This window comes from Flavobacterium sp. NLM (assembly GCF_002210235.1).
GTDB classification, from domain to species: domain Bacteria; phylum Bacteroidota; class Bacteroidia; order Flavobacteriales; family Flavobacteriaceae; genus Flavobacterium; species Flavobacterium panici.
In genome coordinates, this window is the sequence record NZ_LIAC01000001.1 from 387,349 (window position 1) to 414,328 (window position 26,980).

Genomic DNA, 26,980 nt, shown 5'->3' on the forward strand with positions numbered 1-26,980 from the left:
AATTTAAAATATGCTCTCACAATTATTCTCGGGTATAGCTGTGCTTTCCCTTATTGTCCTATTGCTGATTTTATTGCTGCGTCGTTTAAAGCAGCCTTACTTTATCGCCTACATAGCGGCCGGCGTTCTTTTAGGTCCTCAGGTATTTAATATTATCCACAAACCTGATGTAATATCAGAACTTGGTGAGATAGGGATCATTATTATGATGTTTTCTATAGGAAGCGACATTGACCTTCAATATCTCACGCGTAATTTTTACAAGCCCCTGTTGATTTCAGTTGTTCAGATCGTGCTTAGTTTTATCTGTATGTATTTTGTTGGATCATATGCGGGATGGGAAATGACAACAATTGTACTGACTGCTTTTACAATCAGCATCAGCAGTTCGGCTATTGTGTTTCAGTATCTGGCCAGAACAGGCCAAATTAAAAGTCAGCTCGGCATGATTACCTGCGGTGTATTATTAATGCAGGATATATTGGTTATACCTATGATGCTGGCTTTGAATTTTATGTCAGGTGCCGCTGTATCAGCACTTCAATTGATAAAAGTATGCGCAGGAGGTGTACTAATGATTCTTTTTTTGAAAGCGACTCTGACAAAAAAACTTTTTAAAATTCCGATGCGCAAAGAGATTACTGCTGACCATGAACTGCAGGTTTTTATCGGCTTTAGTATCTGTTTCACAATGGCCTGGATCAGCGGATGGTTTGGCTTGTCTACTGCCTTTGGTGCTTTTGCTTCAGGAATATTAATCGGGCATGATAAGGCAACCCGCTGGCTGGGCAGTTCCCTTATTCCTTTCAGGGTATTTTTTATGGCTTTCTTTTTCTTAGCTGTAGGACTGCAGTTAGATATTAATTTTTTTATTCAAAATACAGGTACAATAATATTGATTTCATTTTCAGTACTCTTTATAAACAGCCTGATCAATACGGTTCTTTTTAAACTGACTAAGAACTCCTGGCGGGACAGTTTATATGCAGGGGCACTCTTATCGCAGATAGGGGAATTCAGTTTTATTTTAATGACCATGGCAGCTTCTTTAAAATTAGTGGAAAATTATACGTATCAAATAACATTGGCTGTAATTACTTCAACTATGATGCTCACTGCAATCTGGCTTATGATTATCCAGCGGCTGATTTTCAGGCTGAAATAGAAAGGAAAGATTATTTTTTTTTGACCGGCAGGGCTGTAATTTCTTTTTCTTGGAATTGGTTTTTAAAAGCTCCCTAAGAATAAATATGCCAGTGATAAATTGATTGCGAGCGGCCTGTCTAAGATAATATGAATTGCTGTCAGCATCATAAAATATACTATGATTGACAGTGCTTATTTCTTAGGAGCTCTTCCCGTTGTGCGCTGCAATCTTTGCGGTGAACCCCCCAATAAAAGATTTTACTGCTATCGGTGCCGAGGATCCTCAGACGTGTTTTTTGTCTTAGAAAACTGCACTTCAAACCCGCTTTTTGCACTTTTAATCAACAGCCAATCCCGTATTTATACTGATGCAGTAAAACATAGCATGCGGCGGGGCTTTAGATTAATAAAAAACAGAAGGTTATAATAAAAAGGAGCCAATTGTCTTCAATCGGTGCCTTTTGGCTGCGGTGAGAGTAACAGGACAAATTTCTGTAAAATTTTTAGACGATTTAAAAAGATTGTCATACTACATTTAGTGTCTGTTTTTGATTGGCTTTAAGAATTTGGTTTGGATGTCCTGTTGGGGATTGGTATAAAAATCTATTTGATTTTTTTAAGACAGCTTACACAGAATCCGCCTTAGTCTTCTGCGGCTCTTTTAATGGAAACTCCAAAAGTCGATGTGCCGCGGTTTTGCCGCAAAACTTTGCCTTGTGAAATATCTTTATCAACCGCCTTAGCTTTTTGCCGCAAAATTAAGGGAAGTCCACTATTGTACAGTTTTGCCATTTGACCAACTGAATCAATATAATTAAATTGCAGATCTGCTCTGTCTTAATGGAAGAGTAACTGTAAATTCTGCACCATTATCTTTTTTTCCGGAAGCGCTGATTGTTCCATTATGCCTTTTTGCTATTTTTCTGCAGAGCGAAAGCCCCAGACCGTTTCCTTCGTACTCATCTTTGGAATGCAGCCTTTCAAAGTCATTAAAAATTCTTTCAGCGTATACTGGGTCCAGCCCGATTCCATTATCCTTAATGATGATCCTTAAAAAGTCCGAACCGTTATCCATTATAATCGACGATTTTATGGTAACACGCGGGGGCTGGTCCGGTTTTGAAAACTTTAGGGCATTTTGAATAAGGTTGTAAAAGAGCTGGTGTATTAGAATTGGTGCCCCTTCTATATCAGGAAGTTCTCTGGTAATCAGTATGGCTCCTTTTTCTTTTATGATAAGCTCGAGATCGGTCTTAATATTTTCAAAAATCTCATTGAGATTTATTTTTTCAACAGTCTGTATGGATTTGTTAATAGTGGAGTAGGCTAAAATCCCTTCAATAATACTCTGCATTCTCTGTGCGCTCTGATCCAGTTTATCAAAATATTTTTTAGATTTTTCTTTTATAAAATCCTGCGCCTCATTTTTTAATAGATTATTGAAAAACTTAATTTTCCTTACAGGCTCTTTAAGATCATGGCTGACAATACGGGCAAAATGCAGAAGATCATCATTGGAGCGGCGAAGCTCTTCTGTGTTTTGTGCAACCTGTTTTTTTAATTCTTCCTGAAACTTCTTCTGCTCATTAATATCCAGAATAGTTCCTATAATGGTCTGTGGCGATCCATTTAAATCACGAATAATCTTTCCGGTTATTTTTACCCACTTCTCCGATTGGACGCTGCTGATTATTCTTGCTTCATAAGATATCAGCCCTGTAATTTCGGCTTCTCTATGTGCATTCTCCCGGACAGCAAGATCTTCGGGATGTATTTTTGAAATCAAAGTATCAATATCTTTGAGTTCATCAACTGCTAGAATCTGCTTAAAGTTTCCGCATGCAGTAACTTCTCTGGTTATTAGATTTATCTCGTATGTTCCTATGCCGGAAGCATCAATTGCCATTTTAAGCCTTTCATCTGCCTTAAGGGTCTTCTCTCTGGATTCATGAAGTTCTGTAACATCTGCAGCGGTATTAAGCACGCCGTAGATATTTTTATCTGGATCGTAAAGCGGAATAAAACTATAGTTGAAGTAATAGGATAAAATAACACCATTTCTGCTGACTTCTACTTTTTCATCCCGGGCCTGAATTGGTATTCCCGTTTTTAAAACGCTCAGAGCCTGATTAGATAAATATTCTTTTTTAGAATCTGGAAGCACTTCGCTAAATGTTCTGCCCAGCACCTGCTTTCCTCTTCCCCAGGTTTCGGTCATAGCTTGGTTAGCAAATACAATCATAAGATTATCACCAGTATAGACGGCCGTAGGCAGAAGGGTATTGTCCGCTATGTCTTGCAGAAGAATCGTATTTGGATGCATGGATTATGTTTTTGGTCCTGTAAAGTTATCCTAATGAGGTATTAACTGTATTATGCCTGCTTATCAGGATTTTTCATAATTCCCATGTTTAAGGTGGAAATTGTGTAAATTTCTATTGCAGCTAAATTTGATAATCAAGCAATAAGAATGATTAACATAGATATTGCTGCAATATTCTCTCTGAGATAGATTTTAGATTACGAGGAACATGGATTGATGCAGATATTAGACGGGCATCTTTTGTTTTATAGTTAATTAATGTAAAATGAGATGCCTTCCTGCTTAATTTTAAAACTCTTGAGATATGTTATATATAAGTTGTGATACTTCTGATGAAAATGGTAAACCCGCCATATACAATAAGTATACGACGGGCGTCCATAATAAACATAATCTTCCATTTTATGGGTTCTGTCGCATCTAGATACGTTTTAACTTTGCCTTTTTTAAATTCTTAAACTCATGAATACGAAAGGGCATTGCTATCCGAAATCTATTATACTGCAGGCAGTATATTTTAAGCTTAGGTTTACATTAAGCTATCGGGATGTTGAAGAGATCATGAAAATGCGAGGAGTTCATGTTGATCATGCTACCATTCAGCGCTGGGTTTTTAAGTTTACACCTTTGCTTGAGTCAGAGATGAAGAAGAGAAAAAGTAAAGTAGGTAAAAGTTGGAGATTGGATGAAACTTATATCAAAATAAAAGGTATTTGGTGTTATTTATATAGAGCAGTAGATAAACTAGGCAATACAGTAGACTTTCTTTTGACAAGAAGAAGACAAAGAATGAGTGCTCAGTCATTTCTAATTAAAGCAATTGCTAATAATTACCGTCCAAGAGTAATAAATATTGATAAAAGCGGTTCTAATACCGCAGCGATCCAAGTCTATAACAAGCGTTCGTTCTCAAAGATTAAAATTCGGCAGTGTAAATATCTCAACAATATTGTAGAACAGGACCATCGATTTATAAAATGGAGAATACAAAACGGGTTAGGCTTTAAAAACTTTGAATCAGCAAGACGAACATTGAGTGGAATTGAAGTTGTGCATATGCTTAGAAAGAATCAGATGATTAGACCAGGGATATCTATGTTTAAATCATTCTGTAAATTAGCAGGCTAACTTTTAAATTACTTAAATTCTTATATTTGATTCTGACAGATGCGACAGAACCAAATCTGGAGTGGAAAGATACGAGCAGGATAATAATAATGATTTTCCAATGCTCAAATCCTTTATCAATACCGAGAGAAATTTACGGACAGTATTGGATGAAAGCCAACTTGGGGATTATACGACACTTTTAGAGCGGTCCTTTGACAATCAGAAAACAGATGCCACAGCGGCAGCGGTCAGCCGATTTTTCTTAGCAACACCGATACTAAATACTTATATCTTTCAAGTTGAAAAAGTATTTGGAAAAGGTATTCTTGATTGATTTTAATGATTATTTAAATTCTTGCGGCAGATATTCTGCTGTTTTTCAATCTCATAATTGATCCTATTATGGAGCTATTAACAGTCCTATTCACCTCTAAAGTGGATACCGTAATACGTATTAATCTTTATACAATTAGTTATGAATCCAGATGATGGTATAGAAAGATTTGTCATAGCACAGCAGAATGTTTACCACAGGGCTTTATATGAAATTAAAAATGGAAGCAAACAAAGTCATTGGATGTGGTTTATTTTTCCTCAAATCAGGGGGCTTGGTTTTACCGATTATAATCAGTATTATGGAATAAAGGACCTGAAGGAAGCCGAGCAATACCTTAATGATCCAATACTGGGAAAGCGCTTAATTGAAATTTCAGAAGCAGTTTTATCCCAACAAGGAAAAACAGCCCTTGAAATTTTCGGTAAACCCGACGATAGGAAGCTAAAATCCTGTATGACACTTTTTAACCAAATCGAAAATACAAATCCTATTTTCCTCAGAGTATTAGATAAATATTACCTGGGATTAATGGATGATAAAACAGTCTCAGTACTTAGATCTCAAGAAAATAAATAGTGAAGCTTTTATTACATTAGGCAGGTAAATTTTGGTACTATTTATAGCCTTTTATTGGCCAATAGCTATCCACATGTATATTTATTGCAATTTTTATTTTAAATTAGTAGTACAGAACCTTACTATTAAGATAAAATTTAAACACAAAAGATATGTATCAGCACACAACAATATATAAAACAGGGCAGCTGCTCTTACCTGAAAAAGTTGACAGTCATTTTATTGCTGACTTACTGCATGTAGGCCAACTGAAACTGGATTATTTTGGGATAGAGATTGACAACCATAATGAAACTCCCGAAGAAGAATCGCTGCTTGAACTGCATTTTGATACGGACCAGAAAATAGATTACAGCATGCAGGAATCGGAAATAAAGCATCTATTGTCTGAATTGCTTACCAACCGTAGAGCTGAAATCAGGACTGAAGATAATGACATTTCTGTTTATCTATAATAAAGGCGTATGAAGAAGGAGCAGATTAAAAAGGAGTATATACTGGAACTTGAAACTTTGATCAAAGAGAAAAGGAAGAAATTTGAAAAGTTGAGCGGTGTTGAAAAGGACGTGGCAAAATATCATTATCTGGAGGAATTTAATGATTTTGTTGCCCTTTGTAACAGACGCCTAAATGAAATAATGGACAAGCACGGTTTTATAATTCAAAATGATAAGGAGTTTGAAGATTTCACAAGTTTTATAAAGCCAGTTGTTGAGAATCTGCATAAGAAGTACTACGAGGGTTTGGGTGGGTAAATGATAATTTACAAATCTACAAAATTCAGTTTTGCGAGCTATAGGCTCACAGCTTTTGAAATGTTCCCAGGTTTGGGAAATGAATAATTTATACTGGAAATGCGACAAGGTTCCCTTCATAGGGAAATGCAAAATCTTCAATTTTAACAGACTGGTCCAGCCATGCCGATTCATCATTTCTTTTAAGCATTATAGGCATTCGGTATTTATGGTTGTGTACATAGGACATTATTTTATTTGCCTTTGTGGTAACCATTGTATAGGTGTTTTTTATTTCGTTAGAAACAGGATCTGTCCACGAGGAATATAACCCTGCGAAGGTGAAGATTTCATCATCTTGCGAGTTGATCTGGTATTTATCCTTGCTTTTTCCTTTTTCATCGTTCCAATGCCACTCGTAGTAAGCAGAAGCGATTATCAGACAGCGGTTGTGTGTTATATTTTTAAACGATGCTTTTTCGTCTATGGATTCAATCCTCGCATTGAGTGTGTTTTTCCTGAATTCAATATCTTTTGCCCATGATGGAAGCAGTCCCCACGTATAGTCCGTTGTAATTAAACCGGGTGAGGAATTGAGGATTATTGGGATATTTGGATGCGCGAACCCATTTATAAAATCAGACTGAAGATAGTTTTCCTCGTTGTCCACTTCTGCATTAAAACGTCGTTTTACATTTTCAATTGCCGCGGACTGCTGAACATAGTAACACATAATTTTTTGATTATTATAGTATATAAAATACCTTATTTTAATAATATTAAACTTTTTGTGGGCAGTTTGGTCAATTGCCATGTGATAGATTTGCCACCAAAATGTAGTGAAGAATCGGTATCAATTTGACGTAAGGCGCATTGAAAAACTGCTTTTGGAAAATGAACATAGGAAAGATAATCTTCATCAGAAAAACAGCAATAAACTGTTTGCCTTTTTGATTATTATCATTTTTATATTTTTCACATTCTATCAAAATTAGTTCATAATTGGGACTTTACATAAATAAAAAATCAAAATTTCATCCGATGGCGTGGCAGGTTAATTTCATGTTCCTGCGGATAGGGTTTCCGGTCCGTACTGCTGATATCCTGTTTAATCTGGTTCTGCGTGACAAACCGTTTGTCTGAATCCATATATCTCGGATCGGGAACAAATGGCATTTTGGCCATTTTGTTTATCGTTATAGTTGGAAAATGATAATCAATTTCTACGGTTCCCAAAAGCAGGTAACACCCGCCCCCCTGAAAAGGATATTGGACAAGACTGTCAGGAAAATGCGCCGTGTCAAAATAGGCACCTTCAACATCAATCCATGTTCCGAAATACATATTTCCTCTTTTTGTCGGCACCTGTTTTGTGGAGATTAAATAGGCAAGCATCCTTACCTGCTTTTTATAATGTTTCAAAAGATCTTTAACCAGTACGTCACCACGATGCCGGGTCTGCAAGAGATCAAAAACAGTACAGGAAACTGGAAAGTTCAAAAGTTCAATCTCATCAAAGGCATCTTCAAAAACGGAGCGTTCCAAAACGGGGAGCTTAAATTCCTTGGCTGGCTCCTGAAGCAGCATCAAACCACGATTGGCGGGTTTAAAATTATTTAACAGCAAACTTACGAGTACCAAAAGCTGGTTTTTGGTTTGACCTGTAAAGCGGAAAGCACCGATAAAAATCAGCACTTTAATATTCTCAATTCCCATTGGGACCCTGTTTATGAAATCTTCCAGAGAAAGGTAGTCACCGTTTTTAGTACGCTCAAGGGAAATAAACTGAGCGAGCTTTGAATCAATGTTTAATAGATGCATAAACCCCAGATAGATATCACTGCCATACAAAGCTGTTTCATACTCGCTTTTATTTACGCAAGGGTTATGAATAACTGCGCCGGCCATTCTTGCCTCGTGGATGTAAATTTCTGTCCTGTAAAATCCTCCCTGATTATTTATTACCGCCACCATAAATTCAATAGGGTAGTGGACTTTTAAATAAAGGCTCTGATAACTCTCCACCGCATAAGATGCCGAGTGCGCCTTACAGAACGAGTATCCGGCAAAGGATTCAATCTGCCGGTAAATTTCCTGACTTAGCGCCTCGGGATGCCCTTTTGCGGCGCAGGAAATAAAGAAATCATCTTTCACTTTTTGCAAAGCTGCCTTGGATCTTCCTTTTCCGGACATTGCCCTGCGCAGGATATCTCCGTCAGCGGCTGATAGCCCGCCGTAATGAAGTGCAATTTTTATGACATCCTCCTGATAAACCATAATGCCGTATGTTTCCCCAAGTTGCTCCTGGAAGACGGGATGAAAATATTCAAATTTTGAAGGGTTATTGTGCCGGAAGATATATTCTTTCATCATACCGGATTGTGCAACACCTGGTCGTATAATAGAAGATGCCGCTACGAGCGTTTTATAATTATCGCATTTCAAACGTCGCAGAAGCCCGCGCATTGCCGGACTTTCAATATAAAAGCATCCAATTGTCTTTCCTTCTGCCAGGAATTTGTTGGCTGACTGCTCGTTTTTTGATAATGATGTATCGCGGATATTGATTCGAAGCCCTCTGTTTTTCTCAATTAGTTTCACTGTATCGTCAATATGGCCAATCCCTCTCTGGCTCAGGATGTCAAATTTTTCAAAGCCGATATCTTCTGCTGTATGCATATCAAAAAGCACGATCGGAAAACCCTTTGGTGGCATTTCCAGCGGCGTATAATTGGTGAGTGGCTCTTCGGAAATTAAAATACCGCAGGAGTGCATGCTTCTCATATTAGGGTATTTTTCTAGCATCATCCCATATTGCTGTACCAATTTTACAATTTCATTGGTCTGGTGCATTTTCATTGGGTTTTTGGCCAGCAGGTCCAATTCATCCTTTGGAAGCCCGAAAACTTTTCCGACTTCGCGAAAAATTGACCGGTATTTGAATTCGACATTTGTACCACAGAATGCCACATGCTCATATCCATAGCGGTCAAAGATGTATTTTAGGATTACGTCACGCTCTTTCCACGACCAGTCAATATCAAAATCAGGCGGACTTTTGCGATTTTCATTCAGGAAACGCTCGAAATACAGATCAAGCTCCAAAGGGCAAATATCTGTTATACCAAGGCAGTAGGCAATAATGCTATTGGCACCGCTTCCTCGTCCAATATGCAGAAATCCCCGGCTGTTACTGTAGCGGATGATATCCCAGGTAATAAGGAAATATCCGCTGAAATCAAGATCGTTGATTACTTTGAGCTCTTTTTCAACCCTGGCTTTTGCTGCCTTGTTTTGAGGACCGTATCTCCAAATGAGACCCTCATGTGCAAGTGTGGTAAGTAAATTAATATCGCCTTTCTTGTCTTTGGTATAATACTTTTTATTCCTTGGGGTCTGGAATTCATAATTAAAATTGCAGTCCTGGATTATTCTTTCTGTATTTTGAATAATGTGGGGATAGTCTTTGTACCATTCGATTAGCTGATCGGGAGGTATCATAAGGTCGCTTTTTTTGCAAAAATCATCCGAAGTCAGTTTTGACAAAAGCTCATTGAGGTCCACAGCTCTAAGTATCCTATGCAGATTGTATTCCCTTTTAGTTCGGAAAACCACTGGCTGCAGGACAACCATTTTTAGCTGCCTGTCTTTCCAATTGGATAACACCAATTTTTGCAGCTGGTCAGGACGAATGCCGATATACTCATTTTCTTTTAGAACGGATGGAGCATTTTCCAAAGGATAAATGATAAAAACATGCTCAAAATCAGGTGAAAATTGCGGCAAAACAATATTTTGAAAGTTATGCTGTGTTAGAAAATAGTTCATTTCGGCAAGCCCCTTAGCATTTTTGGCCAGTGCAATATAACGAAGCTGATGCTCCGAGCGGAATTCCATACCTACAAGGGGTTTTATACCTGCTGCAAGGCAGAGTTTTATAAACTCATAAATTCCGGTAACGGTGTTGATATCGGTAAGGGCCATAGCCTTAACACCAAAAGATAATGCCTGCTGTACCAGCTCTTCAACCGGAATAGTGCCATAACGGAGGGAGTGAAAGGAATGGCAGTTGAGATACATGGGATTACGATTTACGTTTTAAAATTTCATTTTTGTTGTTGGGCTTAAAGGAAGCTCCGGCGCAGCGCATTACCGCGTCAAATCCATAGCGGTTTTTCATCCGGTCCATGGCCTGATAGAGTGCCAGCATTTCTTCGGTATCCTGAAAAATATCAATCTGGTAGGTTCCCCTTACCAGTCCGCTAAAGCGCACCCCGATAAGGCGCAGCCTCATTCTTCTCTGATATAATTTATCGAACAAATCCGTTACAGTCTTGGTAAGTATATGATCGGCCGATGTGTAGGCAACCCTGCATTGTTTGGTTTCAGTATCAAAGTTGGCGTAGCGGATCTTGACTGTGACAGTGGAAGTCAGCCACTCTTCAGAGCGGAGCTGGTAAGCCAGTTTCTCCACCATCCCCTGAAGCAGCCTGTTTAATTTCGCTACATCAATTGTATCCTGGGAAAAGGTATGTTCGGTGGATATTGACTTTCTCTCGGTATAGGGTTCTACGGGATTATTATCAATGCCGTTGGCCTTTTTCCAGAGCTCTATTCCGTTTTTTCCTATCATCTGCTGAAGCGGCTCCACCGGCATTTCTGAAAGGGTTTTGATGGTCCTGATCCCAATGCGCGAAAGCAGCTGAAAGGTCTTTTCGCCTACCATTGGAATTTTCTGGATTGATAGTGGATTTAAAAAAGACTGCACCAGATGCTCGGGTATTTCAAGGTTTTGCTTCTGCTTTCCTTCACCGGTGCCGATTTTGGAAACGGTCTTATTGACCGAAAGGGCAAAGGTGAGTGGAAGCCCGGTTTGCTCGGTGATCCGATGTGCGAGTTCATTAGTCCATTTATAGCTTCCATGGAATCTATCCATTCCTGTAATGTCAAGGTAAAATTCATCAATGCTGGCTTTTTCAACGACGGGAGCTTTCTCCTGAATAATTTCGGTGATGTCATGTGAAAGCCTTGAGTATAATTCCATATCACCTTTCATAACCTTTGCCTGAGGACAAAGTTTCATCGCCATATGAATGGGCATGGCCGAGCGCACCCCAAAACGTCGTGCTTCATAAGAACAAGAAGCCACTACGCCTCTTTCGCCTCCTCCAATAATGAGCGGAATGCCATGAAGCTCAGAATTGGTAAGCCTTTCGCACGAAACGAAAAACGTATTCATATCTATGTGTACAATTGCCCTTGTCATAATCTTCTCTTTATACAGGTCAAAATTAGTATAGATTAGAACAATTTGTAAAATCAATTATGTTATAAATGATAACAAAATTAAAAATATCTTATTTTATGGGGGATTTCAAAATAGAGAAAAATGGACTTTTTATAGTTTATTCAGAATTTACGGCGGATTGAATTATGGAAATATAACGCAGAGACGATTTGTAAAAATTTATATAATGGATTCGAAAAGCAACAGGATCAGGAAGAGAAAATTAGAATAAAATTATTTCAATTGCTTAGGTATATGCCTGAACCGCCCCATAAGAGGCGGCAGCAAAATAATATAACAGTGTAAAAAGTAAAAATTAAGAGGAAAAAAATGTAGTAGTGAACTTAAAGTAAAAAAGAAATTTTGAGCTTATTCAGATTGATTTTCACCTTTAGATTCCTGTGAAGTTCGTCTAACAAGTAAGTAAAAATCTTTTAAATGCCACCATGCAGGGCACATATCAAGGCTTCCTTTGTAATTGTTTATAGTGGAGTAGCAGCTTTTGAGAAAAACCTGGGAATCTGTGATTTTCGCCCATGGTTTCCAATCCACTTTCTGAGGCGGGGGCGTGGCTTCAAAGTAGCGTTTTATTTCATCTGGAGTCATGGGACAAAATTAGGCAAAAAGTGTAAGCCTGTCAAGGGCTCAGGGGTTTTGTTGGCTTAAAATTTAAGTTGTCTTCTCTGCTTTTGTTCCAACTATACTGGCAGTCATCAAATTGCTATGCCTAATTTATTTTTACTTTTTACAATACGTTTCAAACCCCTTAGAAGGGGCATTCTCTATAAGGTCCTTTTTCTATGTCCTTCCCCTTATGTCTTTGGGGCCGCTTTGGGGTTCCTTTTAAGGGTTCTGCGGGTCATAGGGGCTGGGTGTTTTTGGCTGCGTGTTTTGGGGCTTTGATTTGGTTTTGGGAATTACGGTCTTCATGATCGTAATTTTTGGTTGTATGGGAAGTTGTAATTTTATTTTTTGAATTTAATTATTGCTGTTGTTTTTTTTAAAGGGGTGTCCGGGGTAGGTTGGGTGGCATATTTTTTTTTGGTTTAATGTTTTTTTGGAGCTTTTTCCCGCTATTCGTTGCAATCTTTTATGCCGAACACCGGCACAAAAGGATTTCCACTGCTATCGGGGCTAGGGAAGTTGAACCCGTTTTTAGTGGCTGCCATTTTAATTAAGGATATTTTCTTCTTTACGTCTTTTGTCCATTTTTGTAAGATGTCATTAGATAGTGCTACTGCGCTGGCAACTGTGAAAACTCTTTTGAAAATTAACTAAGACTTCATTAGAAGGTTATAATAGCAGAGGAGATAATATTCTTTAATTCACCTGGCTTTATATAAAAAACAAACAAAACTAATATATTATTTACTAATGACTTGTGTTTTTTGTATGCGAATTTTTCCTACTTTTATGTAGCTGGCTTACGAAAAATTAATTAGTTAACATCTCTGTAGCCAGAGTTAAATAATTTACTCCTTAGTTGATCTGAAATTTAATTGCGAATCATTATCCATCTTAAGAAACAAACCTAAAAGACATGAAATCAAAAATTTTAGCACTTGCATTAGTTTGCTTTTTAGTATCCTGTACTAAATCGACAAAAACAAATGGGACCACAGCTGTTGCTGATACTACAGCAACAGCGGCATTCAAACCTGCAGATTTTGAGGAACAGCTGGTTTACAATCGCGCAGTTGAAGCTGTCATCTGGGGAATGCCCGCCGTAAATTCTGAACTCATGCATGAAAGCCTGATAAAAGTTAAAGGAGACTATAATCAGGTGGTGTACTGGTCAGGATTAATTAGTTCCAAAAACCAGACTTTAACCCCAAATCCGGATGTCATTTACATTAATCCGTTTTTTGATACCAGACAAGGCCCGGTGGTGCTGGAAATTCCGGCAGCCGAAGGGGTTTCCTCACTTACCGGAAGTTTGGATGATGCCTGGCAGACCGCTATAGAAGATATTGGCCCGGCGGGTGTCGACAAGGGAAAAGGGGGCAAATATCTTATTTTGCCGCCCAATTATACGGGGGCAGTACCATTTGGATATATCCCAATGCCCTCGGCAACCTATACCGGTTATGCTATACTTCGCTCTAACCTGACTGACGGAAGCCCTAATGATGTTAAAAGGGCAGTGGAATACGGAAGAAAAGTAAAAATTTATCCCTTTGCAGAAGCGGACAGCCCTTCAGAAACAACATTTGTGGATTTAATAGATGCCTCCTTTGGAAATACAATCCCTTATAACTTTCATTTTTTTGAAGTGTTAAACCAGTTTGTGCAGCGCGAACCCTGGCTGCAGAGAGATTTGGTTATGATTGATCAGTTAAAAACCATCGGTATTGAGAAAGGGAAAGTTTTCCAGGCAGATGCCAGAAGACAGGAAATCCTGAATGCCGCCATAAAAGACGCGCATAACTGGATTGACAAGAAGTACGAAAAAATCTTTACACCTGCTTTTTATGAAGGCACAAACTGGGCATTACCTGCATCGCAGGATGTGGTGAAAGCTATTATGTCCAATTATACGGCTCCCAATATTTATCCTGTTGATGAAAGGGCCATAAGCTATTCCATGGCCTATTTCAGTGCCAAAAAACTGGGAACGGGGCAGTTTTATTTAATGTCGGTTAAGGATAAAAACGGCCAGCAGTTTGATGGCTCGAAGCTGTATAAACTCCATTTGCCGGCCAAAGTTCCCGTAAAACTATATTGGTCTGTAACGGCTTATGATCGCGAAACCCATGCCCTGATTCCCGGCATGAAATATTCCAGCCGGGCTTCTACAAGTCCGGGCTTAAAGAAAAATCCAGACGGTTCTGTGGATATTTATTTTGGTGCTACTGCTCCTGAGGGAAAACAATCCAATTGGGTTCCGACAGATCCGAAAAGGAAATTCGAACTGCTGGCGCGTTTTTACGGTCCTGAAAAAGGATTTTTCGATAAGACATGGAAGATGGGGAATGTGGAAGAAGTGAAATAAATACAAACCGGAATTCAGGAAATTAAAGTATCAGCATTTAATTATCCTGAAATGTGCATAACAAATATTTTTAAGGGGTCCTATAAAAGTTTTTTTAATAAACCGGTAAATTTGAATTACCGGGTGAAAAAAGTACTCAAAAGGATATTACCGCTAAAGTATAGAAGGAATAAAAAAACCGTTATTATTTTTAACGGTTTTTTTATACGTCAAATTTAGTAATCAAAATCTTCGCCGGGAAGATTTGGTATTGCCCGGTGCACCACCAGTTTCATCTCTGACCAGTTCATCTTCTTTTAGCTCCTCACGGTCAAGCTGCCCAATTTCGAATTCCTTGTTCACTTGATTATCATGATCCGGTTCTATGGTCTCAAAGGGATCATTTTCAGCCTGATTGTTCTTTTTAGTATCAATGTCTGTTTCAAACCCCTTAGATGGGTTATTCTCTATAAGGTCCTTTTCTATGTCCTTCCCCCTTATGTCTTTGGGGCCGCTTTGGGGTTCCTTATAAGGGTTCTGCGGGTCATAGGGGCTGGGTGTTTTTGGCTGCGTGTTTTGGGGCTTTGGTCGGGTTTTGGGAATTACGGTCGCCTTGTGGTAATTTTTGGTTGTATCTTTTTTGGTTTGATATTGTTTTTTTGGAGCTTTTTCCCGCTATCCGTTCCACCCGAGCGCTAGCGAACTGGCGAAGCAATCTTTTGTGCCGAACCCCGGCACAAAAGGATTTCTCTTCTATCGGGGCTAGGGCTGCTGAGGAGCCCGGCTCTTTAGACTAATAAAAATAAGTGAGATTATAAAAAAATGGCGCCCATTGTCTTCAATTGGCGCCATTTGGCGTGTTTGTGCTCCCTACGGGACAAATTTCGACATTTTTTTTAGATGATTTGAAGAAATTGGCTTACTATGTGTAGTGTCTGTCTTTCAATGGCTTCAAGAATTTGGTTTGGATGTCCTGTCGGGGATCGATAGAAAATTTATCTATTTTTTTAATATGAGTTATAAAGTTTGGAATCTACATTAAAAAAAAACTTGACTTTCTAGATTTGTAATTCTTTAAAATGGATGTCCTGTTGGGGATTATTGTAAGTCAGTATCTTTTTTTATGAAATACCAATAATTTAATATCTATTATAATGTTTTAAATATATCTAGTTAAGTTATAAAAGTTGTTGCAAATTATAATCTGCAACAACTTGTATAACTTATTTTCGTTTTTCAGAGCAATAATAATTTTAATTTTGACTCAACTTAATGACATAGATCTAGGCCTTAAACCTAAAATAATTTTGAACTGTCCATTCAATTCCAAGTAAGCAATATAAAAAAGTTATTCATTTAAATATTTATCATTACAATCTTGAATGTTTTAATGTATTAAGTATTATTTAAAAACAACCAATATTCTTGTTAATATTTTTTAAATTGTAATAAAATATTTGTTACTTTGTACTTTGTGATTATATAAGCACTTGTTATATAAATAATTATACTCCTTCAACCTTTATTAAATAACATTTTAATTTAATAATTCTACACACTTTTCTAAAGAATTGAATTCGGCAAAATGTATATACAATTTTGTTAAATCATTATAAAATCATGTTTAATTAAATTTTGATTGATTATGAAAAGAAAAATATTTTTAATGAGTTTGTTATTTCTGTTACACTTGAAAGTTAATGCTCAGGTTGGAATAGGTACTTCATCCCCCAATGCATCCTCGCAATTAGATGTCCTTGCTAATAACAAAGGAATATTGATTCCACGGGTAGCATTAACTAGTACTACAGATGTGACAACAATTTCAAATGGAAATGTAAACAGCCTTTTGGTATTTAATACTCAAACAGTTTCAGATATCATTCCTGGTTATTATTACTGGTATAATAATAAGTGGATTCGATTAGGAGTGGAAGGAAATATTACTAATCTTATAGATAATGGAGACGGAACGATTACTTACATTAATGAATTAAATATTAAAGAAACAATTAATGTTTCCCAAATAGTTCATGATTATGAAACGTTGACATCGGCCAGTTTTGATCCCGCAACGGGAATCCTGACTTATAATGACGAAGCCGGTGCGGCCAATGCATTGAACCTGTCGACCATGATTCCGAATTTTGAGACCCTGACCTCGATTTCCCAAGATGTGGCGGCGGGCACCATTACCTATGTTGCAGAAAATGGAACACCGACAGTTTTGAATATCGCAGCTTTGATTGCCCAGAATGAAACCCTGACTTCGGCCAGTTTTGATCCCGCAACGGGAATCCTTACCTATAACGATGAAGCCGGAGCGGCCAATGCATTGAACCTGTCCACCATGATTCCGAATTTTGAGACCCTGACTTCTATTTCACAGGATCTTCCCGCAGGAACTATTACGTATATTGATGAAAACGGTGCCTCAACTGTTTTGGACATTCTGACTTTAATCAAACAAAATGAAACGCTGACTTCGGCCAGTTTTGATCCCGCAACGGGAATCCTTACCTATAATGACGAAGCCGGAGCGGCTAATGCATTGAACCTGTCGACCATGATTCCGAATTTTGAGACCCTGACCTCGATTTCCCAGGACTTGGCGGCGGGCACCATTACCTATGTTGCAGAAAATGGAACACCGACAGTTTTGAATATCGCAGCTTTGATTGCCCAGAATGAAACCCTGACTTCGGCCAGTTTTGATCCCGCAACGGGAATCCTTACTTATAACGATGAAGCCGGAGCGGCCAATGCATTGAACCTGTCCACCATGATTCCCAATTTTGAGACCCTGACTTCTATTTCACAGGACTTGGCGGCCGGAACGATTACTTATGTGGATGAGGCTGGAACTTCAAATGTTTTGAATATCGCAGCTTTGATTGCCCAGCATGAAACTGTAACAACATTGGGACTCTCAAATGGAATTTTGTCCTATACCAATGAAAACGCTACGAATTTGCCTTTAAATTTGGTCTCAACTGATGCAAATAATGCTGTTATAGCAGGAACTGATGGTGCTCTTTACGCTGATACAACTTCGTTGGCAATAGAGCCATGGTTTGCTCAGGGAAGTAGTAATAAAGCGACATTAAATACCCAGGATATTTATCAAATGGGTCGGGTGGGAATAAACAAGCAAACTGCAGATAAACAATTGGATGTTCAGGGAGATTTCAGATCAGTAAGTCCTGCATCTGATGGAAAATTTCATAGTATGGAGGTAAATAGTACCACTCTTGGCCGATCATCAACTCATATGTTTGTGGGAAATGGCCCTAGTCCTGATACTTCTTTAGACATGAGCGTAATAGCGGTCGAGAACGGGAGTGCCACGATATATTCCAAAGGCACAACTTCTCAAAGTGCTGCTATTTTGACTGCATATAATCAGGGAGTACATTTTATATTTGACAGTGCAAGTAATTCTGTAGAAGGATCGTATATTTTTCCACGAAATAATGGTTTTCCTAATCAGGTACTAACCACTGATGGAAATCCAATTACTGCTCAGCTACAATGGTCTGATATTAAGGTATTTGCTCATAATGGTCTTCAAGGGAGTGGAATGGATGTTATATTGGGAGGCCAATTAGATATGCCCACTACAATTCTAACTAATGGCGGCAATACTCTGGCTATCCAGGGTCTACAACCTGGAAACGCAACAAATGATAGAGTGGTCGTTACAGATGCAAATGGTGTTTTAAAAAATATATCCCCCATGCCCAGATTTTTTTATATGCCTGCCATTACCTTTGATACTACAGCAATTGGAGCCGGATTAACTAAAAATTTATATCAGGAATACGTTGCCCAGTTTACCAACGTGACGGTAAGAAATACAAGCGCTCCTGCGAACATTGCCTATATACCCCTTAATACTGAACTTAATTATTATATAACTTATTTCGATCCGGCTGTTTTTGCAAATTTAAGTATAGATGACAATGGCATTCTAACCTATGACATTATAGGTACAGGTAACCCAACATCTTATTTAAATATAGTTTTTGCGTTAAAATAGGATATTATGAGAGTAAACTTAAAATACAACAAAAAAAATAATTATGGTAGGTCTATAGTAGCTATTCTGCTTTCCATGTTTTATGTGAATGAGCTAAAAGCCCAATTTACTTTTAAAGATGATTTTAAAAATAATTCCGCGCCAGATGTAATTATTGGAGGTAGTGGCGGGGCAAATGGCACTGCCTATCTGACTTCGGGAATTGATGATCCTTCAGGAGCAGGCTGGCTACGCCTGACGAAAGCTGCAACAAATCAGGGCGGTTATGCCTATATCGCACAATCATTTCCTTCGACCCTGGGTATTGTAATGGATTTTGAATATAAAATGTGGCGCAATGTCAATGACCCTACCTTTAACGGTGCCGATGGTATAGGTGTTTTTCTGTTTGATGCTGCTGATGTTCAGATAAATGGATTCAGGCTTGGTGCATATGGAGGCGCCCTAGGCTATACTTCCAACACAGATGAAGGAATTACCTACGGACTAAGGGGCGGTTATATCGGGATTGGCTTTGATGCCTTAGGTAATTATGCCAATACCGTTTTTGGGCCTAAAAATGGCGGTGTGGGAATTCGCCCCAATGCCGTTTCGCTTCGTGGCCCGACAAATGATGTTGACCTCACGCAGTCAAATGTTTTTTTAACCGGGGTAACAATTTTAAGCGGGCATACGGTTGTACCCATTACTACTCAAGGAAATTGGACTGATAATGAACTGGATTATAATACAGTTGTTAGCGCCAGACCTGATGATAATACATTTTACAGAAGAATTCAAATCGAAATGCAGCCCGAAGGCGGAGGTTATCATATCACAGTGCGCTGGAAAACAGCTCTTAACAGCGATTTTGTTCCGTTAATTGATTACACGACCCCGTTACCTCCGCCGGCATTGCTTTCGGTTGGTTTTGCAGCATCAACTGGCGCTGGGGTCAACTTACATGAGGTTCGTAATTTAACCTTAACAACTCCGGGTAATCTCAGAATTACCAAACAGGCAGATAAGACTTATTTAAGGGCTGTAACAACTTCAGGATTAAATCAGATCACCTATTACATTGATGTGGTCAATGATACTGCGGCGGCGTTATCAGATGTTGATTTTACAGATATATTAACCGATGGCAACGGAACTCAAATTACGCCGTCGCTCTTTACAATTACTAACATTTCAAATACCGGTTTTTTAGCAGGAACAAATTTGCCGACAACTTCTGCTACTAATCAATTTACCGGAACATTGAATATGGCTGCCAATAGTACCGGCCGAATTATCATTACAGGTGAATTAACAACTGGCCAAATTCCGACAGGAAATGTTATAACGAATACTACAACTGTATTTTCATCTGCTATTACAGATCAAGATCCGGGAAACAACACTGCTGAAGTTACTGTCCCGGTGCTCGCTGAAAGTAAAGTCGTTTCAAACCCGATGGTTCGTCAAAAAGTAAAATATAATTAAATCAGAAAAAAATGAAACCGAAAATTCCCATACTGCTGTTTCTGGCTTTAATTAGAACTGCATTTGCACAAAATGCCCAAACTGTCAATGAAGGTTTATTACATGTAAATCCCAATACACTGGTAAGTGTGGAGTGGGATTTTGACAACAAAAATAGCGGCGATTACGAAAATAATGGCGAGGTCATTTTTAAGGGACATTTCAACAATAATGGCATAGTAACTTTTGACCCTCAATTTCAGGGTTACACCCGCTTTGAAGGTTTGTTGAATCAAGATCTTACCGGTATGGCAGCTTCTGATTTTTTTGATGTATTGTTTAACAATATAAGCCCTCAGCCTGCTTTTCGCTTGCACAGCGCTATTTATGTTGCCGGTGATGCCGATTTTAATAAAGGTATTGTACAATCTGATGATTTTGGGGGGAGTTTTACTTTTGAAAGAAATGCAACTCATACACATACCTCCAATACAAGCCATGTTGATGGCGAAGTCACTAAAAATGGAAACGAAGGATTTTTATATCCTATTGGTGACAAAGGCTTTTTTAGGTATGCTGCCATTTCTGCTCCGGGCAATAACGATAGCAGTTTTAATGCACATTATCTTTTAGAAAATTCTAGTGCGCTCTTTCCCCACGATAAAAAAGATGACACAATCATTGATATTATTGATGATAAGGAATACTGGACAGTTGATAAAAATGCAAGTACAACAGATATAGTCCTGACACTAAGCTGGGATGAAGCTACCACTCCGACGGCTATTATTGCCAATCCGCAGGATGTTATTCATATTGTAAGATGGGACGATGCAAAACAATTGTGGACAGACGAAGGTGGCGTTGTAAACACTAATGAAAAAACAGTTACTTCAATAGCTACTGTTTCCGGTTATGGTGCCTTTACTTTGGCAAGGGTAAAAAGCAGCGTCGATGACGATGTTGAAATTTTTGATGCAATAAGCCCAAATGAAGATGATAAAAATGATTATTTCTATATTAAAAACATAACGAAATATCCCGACAACAGGGTTCAGATTTTTAATCGCTGGGGAATAAAAGTTTTTGAAACTACAAATTATGACTCCAAGGGCAATGTCTTTAGAGGTTATTCCGATGGAAGAGCTACGATAAGCCCAGATCATTTGCTGCCAAACGGAACATACTTTTATGTTGTCCAATATACAAAAATAACGGGTGGATTATCCAGTACAGTAAAAAAAGCCGGGTATTTATATTTGAGCAGGAATTAAACAGAGATTTTCCTATTGATGATCCGGTGGTACTATGAAATGGACGCTATAGAATCTGGTAGTACACTGAATGGTATTCTTTTAAGCATAACTAAAAAATCCAATTGCTGCTATGAAAACTAAATTAATTTCCATCATTATAATGTTTTTTACAATTACAGGTTTTGCGCAGCAGGATGCTCAGTTTACGCAATACATGTACAATACCATAAATATAAATCCTGCGTATGCGGGTTCTCGGGGAGCTTTGAGTATTTTTGGCTTATACCGCACGCAATGGGTCGGACTCGATGGAGCTCCTGAAACAAGCAGTTTTTCAATTAATACACCTATCAATAATAGTAATCTGGGAATTGGAGGCTCGCTGGTGAACGATAAAATAGGACCAACCAATGAGAATAATATCTCAGTTGATCTTTCGTATACGGTTCAGACATCGGCCAATTTCAAGCTTTCTTTTGGTATAAAGGGAACTGCCAATATCTTAAATTTAGATGTCAGCAAACTGAATCCTGAAGATCAGGGAGATCCACAATTTCAGGATCTGGACAATAAATTCTCCCCAAATGTGGGAGCCGGTGTTTACTGGCATTCTGACAAGGCCTACATAGGTTTGTCTGTACCTAATTTCATAGAAACCAACAGGTACGATGATAATGATGTCGCTATTTACAAGGATAAAATCAATTATTATTTAATGGCCGGTTATGTATTTGATTTGGATAAATACCAATATACCAAATTCAAACCTGCTGTACTTACTAAAATGGTAGAAGGTGCTCCGCTTCAGGTTGATATTTCAGCAAATTTTATGTTTATGGACAAATTTGTAGTGGGTGTTGCCTACAGATGGAGCGCTTCATTGAGTGCTATGGCAGGATTTCAAATCACAGATGGCCTTTATTTAGGATACGGTTATGATCGTGAAACCACAAACTTAAACAATTATAATTCAGGATCGCATGAGATATTCCTTCGCTATGAATTTATCATTAACAATGGTAAAATGACAACTCCTCGTTTCTTCTAAAAAAATATGAAATGAAAAATTATATATTATCTGGCCTGTTATGTATAAGCTTTTTTCAATTTGAGCTTTATGCCCAAAAGTCAAAAGTTACTACTGCTGATAAAAAATATCAGAAGTACGCTTATATTGATGCCATAAAAACCTATGAAATAGTAGCAAACAAAGGATATAAGTCTGAGGACATGTTTAAGAAACTGGGGAATGCCTACTATTTCAACTCGGATTTTGAAGGCGCGGCAAAGTGGTATGGCGAGCTCTTTGCCATGAATGGAAATGTTGAAACCGAATATTATTACAGATATGCCCAGTCTTTAAAATCAACAGGACAATTGGATAAAGCCGCTAAAACGCTTCAGGAATTTAATTCACAAAATAAAGCCGACAGCAGAGGAAAGTTATTTAAGGAGAAAACAAATTATCTTGACGAAATTAAAGCTAACTCCGGACGGTATGATATTGAAAATGCCGGAATCAACTCAAAATATTCAGACTATGGAACCTTTGTGCACGACAATAAAGTATATTTTGCTTCTGCCAGAGATACGGGCAACTTTTCAAAACGAAAACATGCCTGGACAGATCAATATTTCACCAATCTGTATGTCGCTGACGTTGATTCTGCAAAAGTAATAAAATTCAAAACTGACATAAATACCAAATTCCACGAAGCATCTCCGGTTTTTACCAAGGATGGAAAAACAGTCTATTTTACCAGAAATAATTATGTTAAAGGGAAAAAGGGAAAAGATGGCGAAAAAGTTACTTTAATTAAAATTTATAAGGCAACACTTGAAAATGGAAAGTGGACTCATATTACACCACTTCCATTTGACAGCGATAATTACAGCACGGCACATCCTGCACTTAGTCCCGACGAGAAAACATTATATTTTGCATCTGATATGCCCGGAACGTTAGGCCAGTCTGATCTTTATAAAGTGAGCATAAACAATGGCAGTTTTGGGACTCCCGAGAATCTGGGGAAAAGCATCAATACGGAGGGAAAAGAAACGTTTCCTTTTGTAACGGATAAAAACGAAATCTATTTTGCCTCAGACGGACATCCCGGACTTGGAGGTTTGGATGTATTTGCAGGAAAACTAGCAAGTGACGGAACTGTAAGTGATATTCAGAATCTTGGTGCAGATATCAATTCCCCAAAGGATGATTTTGCCTATATTATTGATCCGGATTCCCGAAAAGGATATTTCAGTTCCAATAAAGATGGCGGACAGGGGTCTGATGATATTTACAAGTTTGTCGAGAACAGAGCGCTAAGATGCATTCAGGAACTTAACGGTACGATAACTGATTCTGAAACCGCTTTTGTTTTACCTGGAGCAAAAGTTGTTCTGTACGAAAATCGACTTGTAAAAGAGACTACAATTACTGATGCCAACGGGCTTTATAAATTTTCGGTCGAATGTGGTAAAAGCTATACTGTTAGAGCTGAAAAAGAAAAATATGCTACGAAGGAAGTTATTATATCAATTGGAAAATTGTCAGGAAAAACTAGCCTTCCAATTGCCTTGGATCCTGTTACTTGCAAAGTAACGGTGGGAGACAATTTGGGAAAATGCTTTAATATAAAAATGATTTATTTTGATTTGGACCAATCTAATATCCGTACCGAAGCGGCTATTGATTTAGAAAAAATACTGGTTGTTCTGCATAACAATCCGACAATGACACTCGATATCCGTTCGCATACCGATAGCCGTGCAACATCCAAATACAATCAGGGATTATCCGAGAGAAGAGCAAAATCAACCATACAATGGCTGGTTAAAAATGGCATCAACGCGAACCGACTAACAGGCAGGGGATATGGCGAGACACAGCTGGTAAACAAATGTGCCGATGAGAAACCTTGTAGCGAAGCTGAACATCAGCAAAACAGACGAAGTGAATTTATTATCACTGCTCTATAAATCAGTCAAATGGTTAAATACAATCTTAAATTTTAATGAGGTATAAATATAAAAAGTTCAATACAGCAATAGTACAGCAAAAAAAAGAGGTACGATTGTAAAAACAACTGGATTGGAAACTTAAATTAATATTTCATCTTGCGGTTTTAAAAAAGTACTATGACTTGAATGATATAAGTACAGTATAGAAATTCTACCTTTTGTTTCATTTTATAATTTGCAACCATTTAAAATAACGATAGTATGGTGTAAAAGATGAAATCGCTTAATTTTGAGTATTGCGTTATAAAACTAAAATATAGCTATAACAATTATTTCTATGTCTATTCCAGATGAATTGTACAATGGAACCTTTGCCAAATATATCGAATCCATTGAAATTATGTATCTGGTAGATGATGATTTCAAAATGATTTGCAATGATTATTGCTACTGTAAGAACAAAATTGAGAAATATAACAAAAATCTTAAAAAATATTTAAAGAGTAGCATCAAAGAGGAAAAATTATCACAAGAGCTGCAGGAAGAGATTATATTCTACTTAATACGGAAAATTTAAAGTTCACGATAATTAAAAACAAATAGATGTTAAAAGGATGAATAAAAATCGTAAATTAGTTCTGTTTATCTCACGGTATATCAAATCTTTAGCGCAATGTAAACTTTTTTATTTTCAAGACAAAAAAACGAAGCAAATTGCATGGATTCTATAGCTGATAGTCTATTTAATTAAATTCTTAGAAAACTAATTACACATTTAATTAATATTTAACTTAATACCTACAATAATATGAAGCTTGAAAAAGTAATAAAAAATTGCGGTAAAAAAGCACTAATTGGCATCTTTGTGGCTATAGGGCTAATTTCTTTCCAACAGGCTGAGGCACAGACTGCCAAGAAACCAAACATTTTAATCATATTCGGCGATGATATCGGGCAGTCCAATATCAGTGCCTATACCCACGGACTGGTAGGGTACCAGACCCCAAACATTGACCGTCTGGGAAAAGAGGGCACTATGTTTACCGACTACTATGCCGAGAACAGCTGCACGGCCGGGCGCTCGACCCTCATTACCGGACAAAGCTGCTATCGCACAGGACTCTCTAAAGTCGGCATGCCGGGCGCCCCAATTGGCCTGCAGGCCCGTGATATTACCATAGCGCAGGCACTTAAGCCTTTGGGCTATGCGACAGGGCAATTCGGGAAAAACCATTTGGGGGACCTCAACAAGTACCTGCCGACCGTTCATGGTTTTGACGAGTTCTTCGGAAACCTGTACCACTTAAACGCTGAGGAAGAACCCGAAGATCCGAGTTATCCTTACAAGGATTCGGCATTTGTGAAATCCTATATGGTAAGGGGAGTGCTCAAATGCAAAGCTACAGACCGCGATGACCCCACGGTTGACCCGCGTTTTGGAAGGGTGGGCAAACAAACTATTGAAGATTCCGGGCCACTGACCAAAAAAAGGATGGAAACGATCGACGATGAGACTTTTGCAGCCGCTATTGATTTCATTAAAAGGCAGAATGCCGATGGAAAGCCCTTTTTCTGCTGGATGAACGCAACGCGCATGCATGCTTTTACCCACGTTCGCGAATCCCTGCGAGGAAAAAGCGGTATGTCCGATAATGAGTATGCCGATGGTATGCTGGAGCATGACACCGATGTAGGGCTGATATTGAAAGCTTTAGATGATTTGGGAATTGCAGAGAATACCATTGTTATTTATACTACCGATAACGGGCCCAACATGTTCAGCTGGCCTGATGCGGCGATGTCTCCTTTCAGGAGCGAGAAAGACTCCAACTGGGAAGGCGCGTTTCGTGTGCCTGCCTTTGTACGCTGGCCCGGGCATATTGCGGCGGGAAAGATATCCAATGAAATCCTCTCAGGGCTTGATTGGTTCCCGACAGTACTCGCTGCGGCCGGAGAGCCTGCCATAAAGGAAAAACTGTTGACCAGTTATAAATCACAGGGCACCACTTTCAAAGTGCACCTGGATGGTTTTAACCAATTGCCGTACCTGACCGGGCAGCAGCCGAAATCTGCACGAACCGAATTTTATTATTTCAACGATGATGCGGAGCTTGTATCGATGAGGATGAACGACTGGAAGATCGTTTTCCAGGAGCAGAGAACCCAGGGCGGTTTTGGCATATGGGCCAATCCATTTACCCCGCTTCGCGTTCCCAAATTATTCAATCTTCGTATGGATCCCTATGAAAGGGCCGATATTACCTCTTTTGTGTATGAGAAATGGTGGGGAACAAAGATGTATATAGTGGCTGAAGGCATTCAGAAAGGGGCCGCATTTTTGGAATCCTTTGTCACTTATCCCCCAAGCCAGGATCCGGCGAGTTTTTCGATTAATGATATAAGCGAGAACGTTAAGGACCAGATTAAGATGATCCGTTCCCAGCAGCAAAATGCAGTAAGGAAATAATATTTATAATGGTGCCTGATTAAATAAAAGGCAGCTGATTTAAAACCTTAAAGTCTTAAGGATATTGTTTTTTTTTAAACTAAACATTTTAACACCTGCAATACCGTTTTATTTTTGTAATTTAGTAACTGTTTCATGGAAGGGCCAATTGACTTATTTTTAAGTCATTGGCTCTTTTTTATAATACTCGTCCCTTTAAAGGGTCATTCTCTATAAGGTCCTTTTCTATGTCCTTGCACGTTATGTCTTTGGGGCCGCTTTGGGGTTCCTTTTAAGGGTTCTGCGGGTCATAGGGGCTGGGTGTTTTTGGCTGCGTGTTTTGGGGCT

Annotated in this window: 18 protein-coding genes; 13 read left to right on the forward strand and 5 right to left on the reverse strand. The window is 38.5% G+C overall.

The features are described 5' to 3' along the window. Positions 1 to 10: 10 nt before the first annotated feature. Positions 11 to 1,165, forward strand: a complete 1,155-nt coding sequence (locus tag APR43_RS01640; protein WP_053471294.1) for a cation:proton antiporter — start codon at positions 11 to 13, stop codon at positions 1,163 to 1,165. Positions 1,166 to 1,960: 795 nt separating this feature from the next. Here the strand turns inward: APR43_RS01640 and APR43_RS01645 are convergent. Further along, a complete protein-coding gene (locus tag APR43_RS01645) occupies positions 1,961 to 3,469 on the reverse strand; it encodes a sensor histidine kinase (RefSeq protein WP_053471295.1) in 1,509 nt (502 codons plus the stop codon). 462 nt (positions 3,470 to 3,931) lie between these two features. Here APR43_RS01645 and APR43_RS01650 point away from each other — a divergent pair, with 462 nt between their 5' ends. The 5 genes from APR43_RS01650 (at position 3,932) to APR43_RS01670 (ending at position 6,247) form a co-directional block, all read left to right on the forward strand. Next, a complete protein-coding gene (locus tag APR43_RS01650) occupies positions 3,932 to 4,597 on the forward strand; it encodes an IS6 family transposase (protein WP_053471296.1) in 666 nt (221 codons plus the stop codon). Between the two features lie 61 nt (positions 4,598 to 4,658). After that, entirely contained in the window at positions 4,659 to 4,913 is a 255-nt protein-coding gene (locus APR43_RS01655; RefSeq protein WP_053471297.1) for a hypothetical protein, read from the forward strand. A gap of 141 nt (positions 4,914 to 5,054) precedes the next feature. Continuing rightward, positions 5,055 to 5,492 (forward strand): DUF1810 domain-containing protein, encoded by a 438-nt coding sequence (locus APR43_RS01660; RefSeq protein ID WP_053471298.1) that lies wholly within the window; start codon positions 5,055 to 5,057, stop codon positions 5,490 to 5,492. A 152-nt stretch (positions 5,493 to 5,644) separates the two neighbouring features. Next, positions 5,645 to 5,947, forward strand: a complete 303-nt coding sequence (locus APR43_RS01665; protein ID WP_053471299.1) for a hypothetical protein — start codon at positions 5,645 to 5,647, stop codon at positions 5,945 to 5,947. Positions 5,948 to 5,956: 9 nt separating this feature from the next. Then, positions 5,957 to 6,247, forward strand: coding sequence for a hypothetical protein (locus APR43_RS01670; RefSeq protein WP_053471300.1), 291 nt, complete (start codon positions 5,957 to 5,959; stop codon positions 6,245 to 6,247). Between the two features lie 88 nt (positions 6,248 to 6,335). On the opposite strand, the gene APR43_RS01675 is transcribed toward APR43_RS01670, so the two are convergent. The 4 genes from APR43_RS01675 to APR43_RS01695 form a co-directional block, all read right to left on the reverse strand. Continuing rightward, positions 6,336 to 7,040, reverse strand: coding sequence for an SOS response-associated peptidase (locus APR43_RS01675; protein ID WP_240514911.1), 705 nt, complete (start codon positions 7,038 to 7,040; stop codon positions 6,336 to 6,338). Positions 7,041 to 7,252: 212 nt separating this feature from the next. Beyond that, positions 7,253 to 10,306, reverse strand: coding sequence for a DNA polymerase III subunit alpha (locus APR43_RS01685; protein ID WP_053471302.1), 3,054 nt, complete (start codon positions 10,304 to 10,306; stop codon positions 7,253 to 7,255). A 4-nt stretch (positions 10,307 to 10,310) separates the two neighbouring features. After that, positions 10,311 to 11,492: a DNA polymerase IV gene (gene dinB / locus APR43_RS01690; RefSeq protein ID WP_053471303.1), complete on the reverse strand. Its 1,182-nt coding sequence runs from the start codon at positions 11,490 to 11,492 to the stop codon at positions 10,311 to 10,313. Between the two features lie 390 nt (positions 11,493 to 11,882). Next, positions 11,883 to 12,119 carry a DUF6965 family protein gene (locus tag APR43_RS01695; RefSeq protein ID WP_053471304.1) on the reverse strand — a complete coding sequence of 79 codons (237 nt, stop codon included), beginning with the start codon at positions 12,117 to 12,119 and terminating at the stop codon, positions 11,883 to 11,885. Between the two features lie 934 nt (positions 12,120 to 13,053). On the opposite strand from APR43_RS01695, the gene APR43_RS01705 reads away from it, so the two are divergent. The 7 genes from APR43_RS01705 to APR43_RS01735 all read left to right on the forward strand — a co-directional run bounded on the left by APR43_RS01705 (position 13,054) and on the right by APR43_RS01735 (position 26,653). Further along, positions 13,054 to 14,505: a DUF1254 domain-containing protein gene (locus APR43_RS01705; protein ID WP_082356399.1), complete on the forward strand. Its 1,452-nt coding sequence runs from the start codon at positions 13,054 to 13,056 to the stop codon at positions 14,503 to 14,505. Positions 14,506 to 16,261: 1,756 nt separating this feature from the next. Continuing rightward, positions 16,262 to 18,523 (forward strand): hypothetical protein, encoded by a 2,262-nt coding sequence (locus APR43_RS01710; RefSeq protein WP_123959090.1) that lies wholly within the window; start codon positions 16,262 to 16,264, stop codon positions 18,521 to 18,523. 6 nt (positions 18,524 to 18,529) lie between these two features. Beyond that, the gene (locus APR43_RS01715) at positions 18,530 to 19,990 is read left to right on the forward strand and encodes a lectin-like domain-containing protein (RefSeq protein WP_053471307.1); all 1,461 of its coding nucleotides are present in this window, start codon (positions 18,530 to 18,532) and stop codon (positions 19,988 to 19,990) included. An 11-nt stretch (positions 19,991 to 20,001) separates the two neighbouring features. After that, positions 20,002 to 21,243, forward strand: coding sequence for a gliding motility-associated C-terminal domain-containing protein (locus tag APR43_RS01720; RefSeq protein WP_053471308.1), 1,242 nt, complete (start codon positions 20,002 to 20,004; stop codon positions 21,241 to 21,243). Positions 21,244 to 21,355: 112 nt separating this feature from the next. Next, positions 21,356 to 22,273 (forward strand): type IX secretion system membrane protein PorP/SprF, encoded by a 918-nt coding sequence (locus APR43_RS01725; RefSeq protein WP_053471309.1) that lies wholly within the window; start codon positions 21,356 to 21,358, stop codon positions 22,271 to 22,273. A gap of 11 nt (positions 22,274 to 22,284) precedes the next feature. Then, positions 22,285 to 24,204: an OmpA family protein gene (locus APR43_RS01730; RefSeq protein ID WP_053471310.1), complete on the forward strand. Its 1,920-nt coding sequence runs from the start codon at positions 22,285 to 22,287 to the stop codon at positions 24,202 to 24,204. Between the two features lie 790 nt (positions 24,205 to 24,994). After that, positions 24,995 to 26,653, forward strand: coding sequence for an arylsulfatase (locus APR43_RS01735; RefSeq protein WP_053471312.1), 1,659 nt, complete (start codon positions 24,995 to 24,997; stop codon positions 26,651 to 26,653). Positions 26,654 to 26,980: the final 327 nt, after the last annotated feature.

What these genes read in the sequence shown, in the direction of transcription:
- APR43_RS01640 (WP_053471294.1), top strand. Translation starts at nt 11, where the DNA reads ATGCTCTCACAATTATTCTCGGGTATAGCTGTGCTTTCCCTTATTGTC.
- APR43_RS01645 (WP_053471295.1), bottom strand. Translation starts at nt 3,469, where the DNA reads ATGCATCCAAATACGATTCTTCTGCAAGACATAGCGGACAATACCCTT.
- APR43_RS01650 (WP_053471296.1), top strand. Translation starts at nt 3,932, where the DNA reads ATGAATACGAAAGGGCATTGCTATCCGAAATCTATTATACTGCAGGCA.
- APR43_RS01660 (WP_053471298.1), top strand. Translation starts at nt 5,055, where the DNA reads ATGAATCCAGATGATGGTATAGAAAGATTTGTCATAGCACAGCAGAAT.
- APR43_RS01665 (WP_053471299.1), top strand. Translation starts at nt 5,645, where the DNA reads ATGTATCAGCACACAACAATATATAAAACAGGGCAGCTGCTCTTACCT.
- APR43_RS01670 (WP_053471300.1), top strand. Translation starts at nt 5,957, where the DNA reads ATGAAGAAGGAGCAGATTAAAAAGGAGTATATACTGGAACTTGAAACT.
- APR43_RS01675 (WP_240514911.1), bottom strand. Translation starts at nt 7,040, where the DNA reads ATGGCAATTGACCAAACTGCCCACAAAAAGTTTAATATTATTAAAATA.
- APR43_RS01685 (WP_053471302.1), bottom strand. Translation starts at nt 10,306, where the DNA reads ATGTATCTCAACTGCCATTCCTTTCACTCCCTCCGTTATGGCACTATT.
- dinB (WP_053471303.1), bottom strand. Translation starts at nt 11,492, where the DNA reads ATGACAAGGGCAATTGTACACATAGATATGAATACGTTTTTCGTTTCG.
- APR43_RS01695 (WP_053471304.1), bottom strand. Translation starts at nt 12,119, where the DNA reads ATGACTCCAGATGAAATAAAACGCTACTTTGAAGCCACGCCCCCGCCT.
- APR43_RS01705 (WP_082356399.1), top strand. Translation starts at nt 13,054, where the DNA reads ATGAAATCAAAAATTTTAGCACTTGCATTAGTTTGCTTTTTAGTATCC.
- APR43_RS01715 (WP_053471307.1), top strand. Translation starts at nt 18,530, where the DNA reads ATGAGAGTAAACTTAAAATACAACAAAAAAAATAATTATGGTAGGTCT.
- APR43_RS01720 (WP_053471308.1), top strand. Translation starts at nt 20,002, where the DNA reads ATGAAACCGAAAATTCCCATACTGCTGTTTCTGGCTTTAATTAGAACT.
- APR43_RS01725 (WP_053471309.1), top strand. Translation starts at nt 21,356, where the DNA reads ATGAAAACTAAATTAATTTCCATCATTATAATGTTTTTTACAATTACA.
- APR43_RS01730 (WP_053471310.1), top strand. Translation starts at nt 22,285, where the DNA reads ATGAAAAATTATATATTATCTGGCCTGTTATGTATAAGCTTTTTTCAA.
- APR43_RS01735 (WP_053471312.1), top strand. Translation starts at nt 24,995, where the DNA reads ATGAAGCTTGAAAAAGTAATAAAAAATTGCGGTAAAAAAGCACTAATT.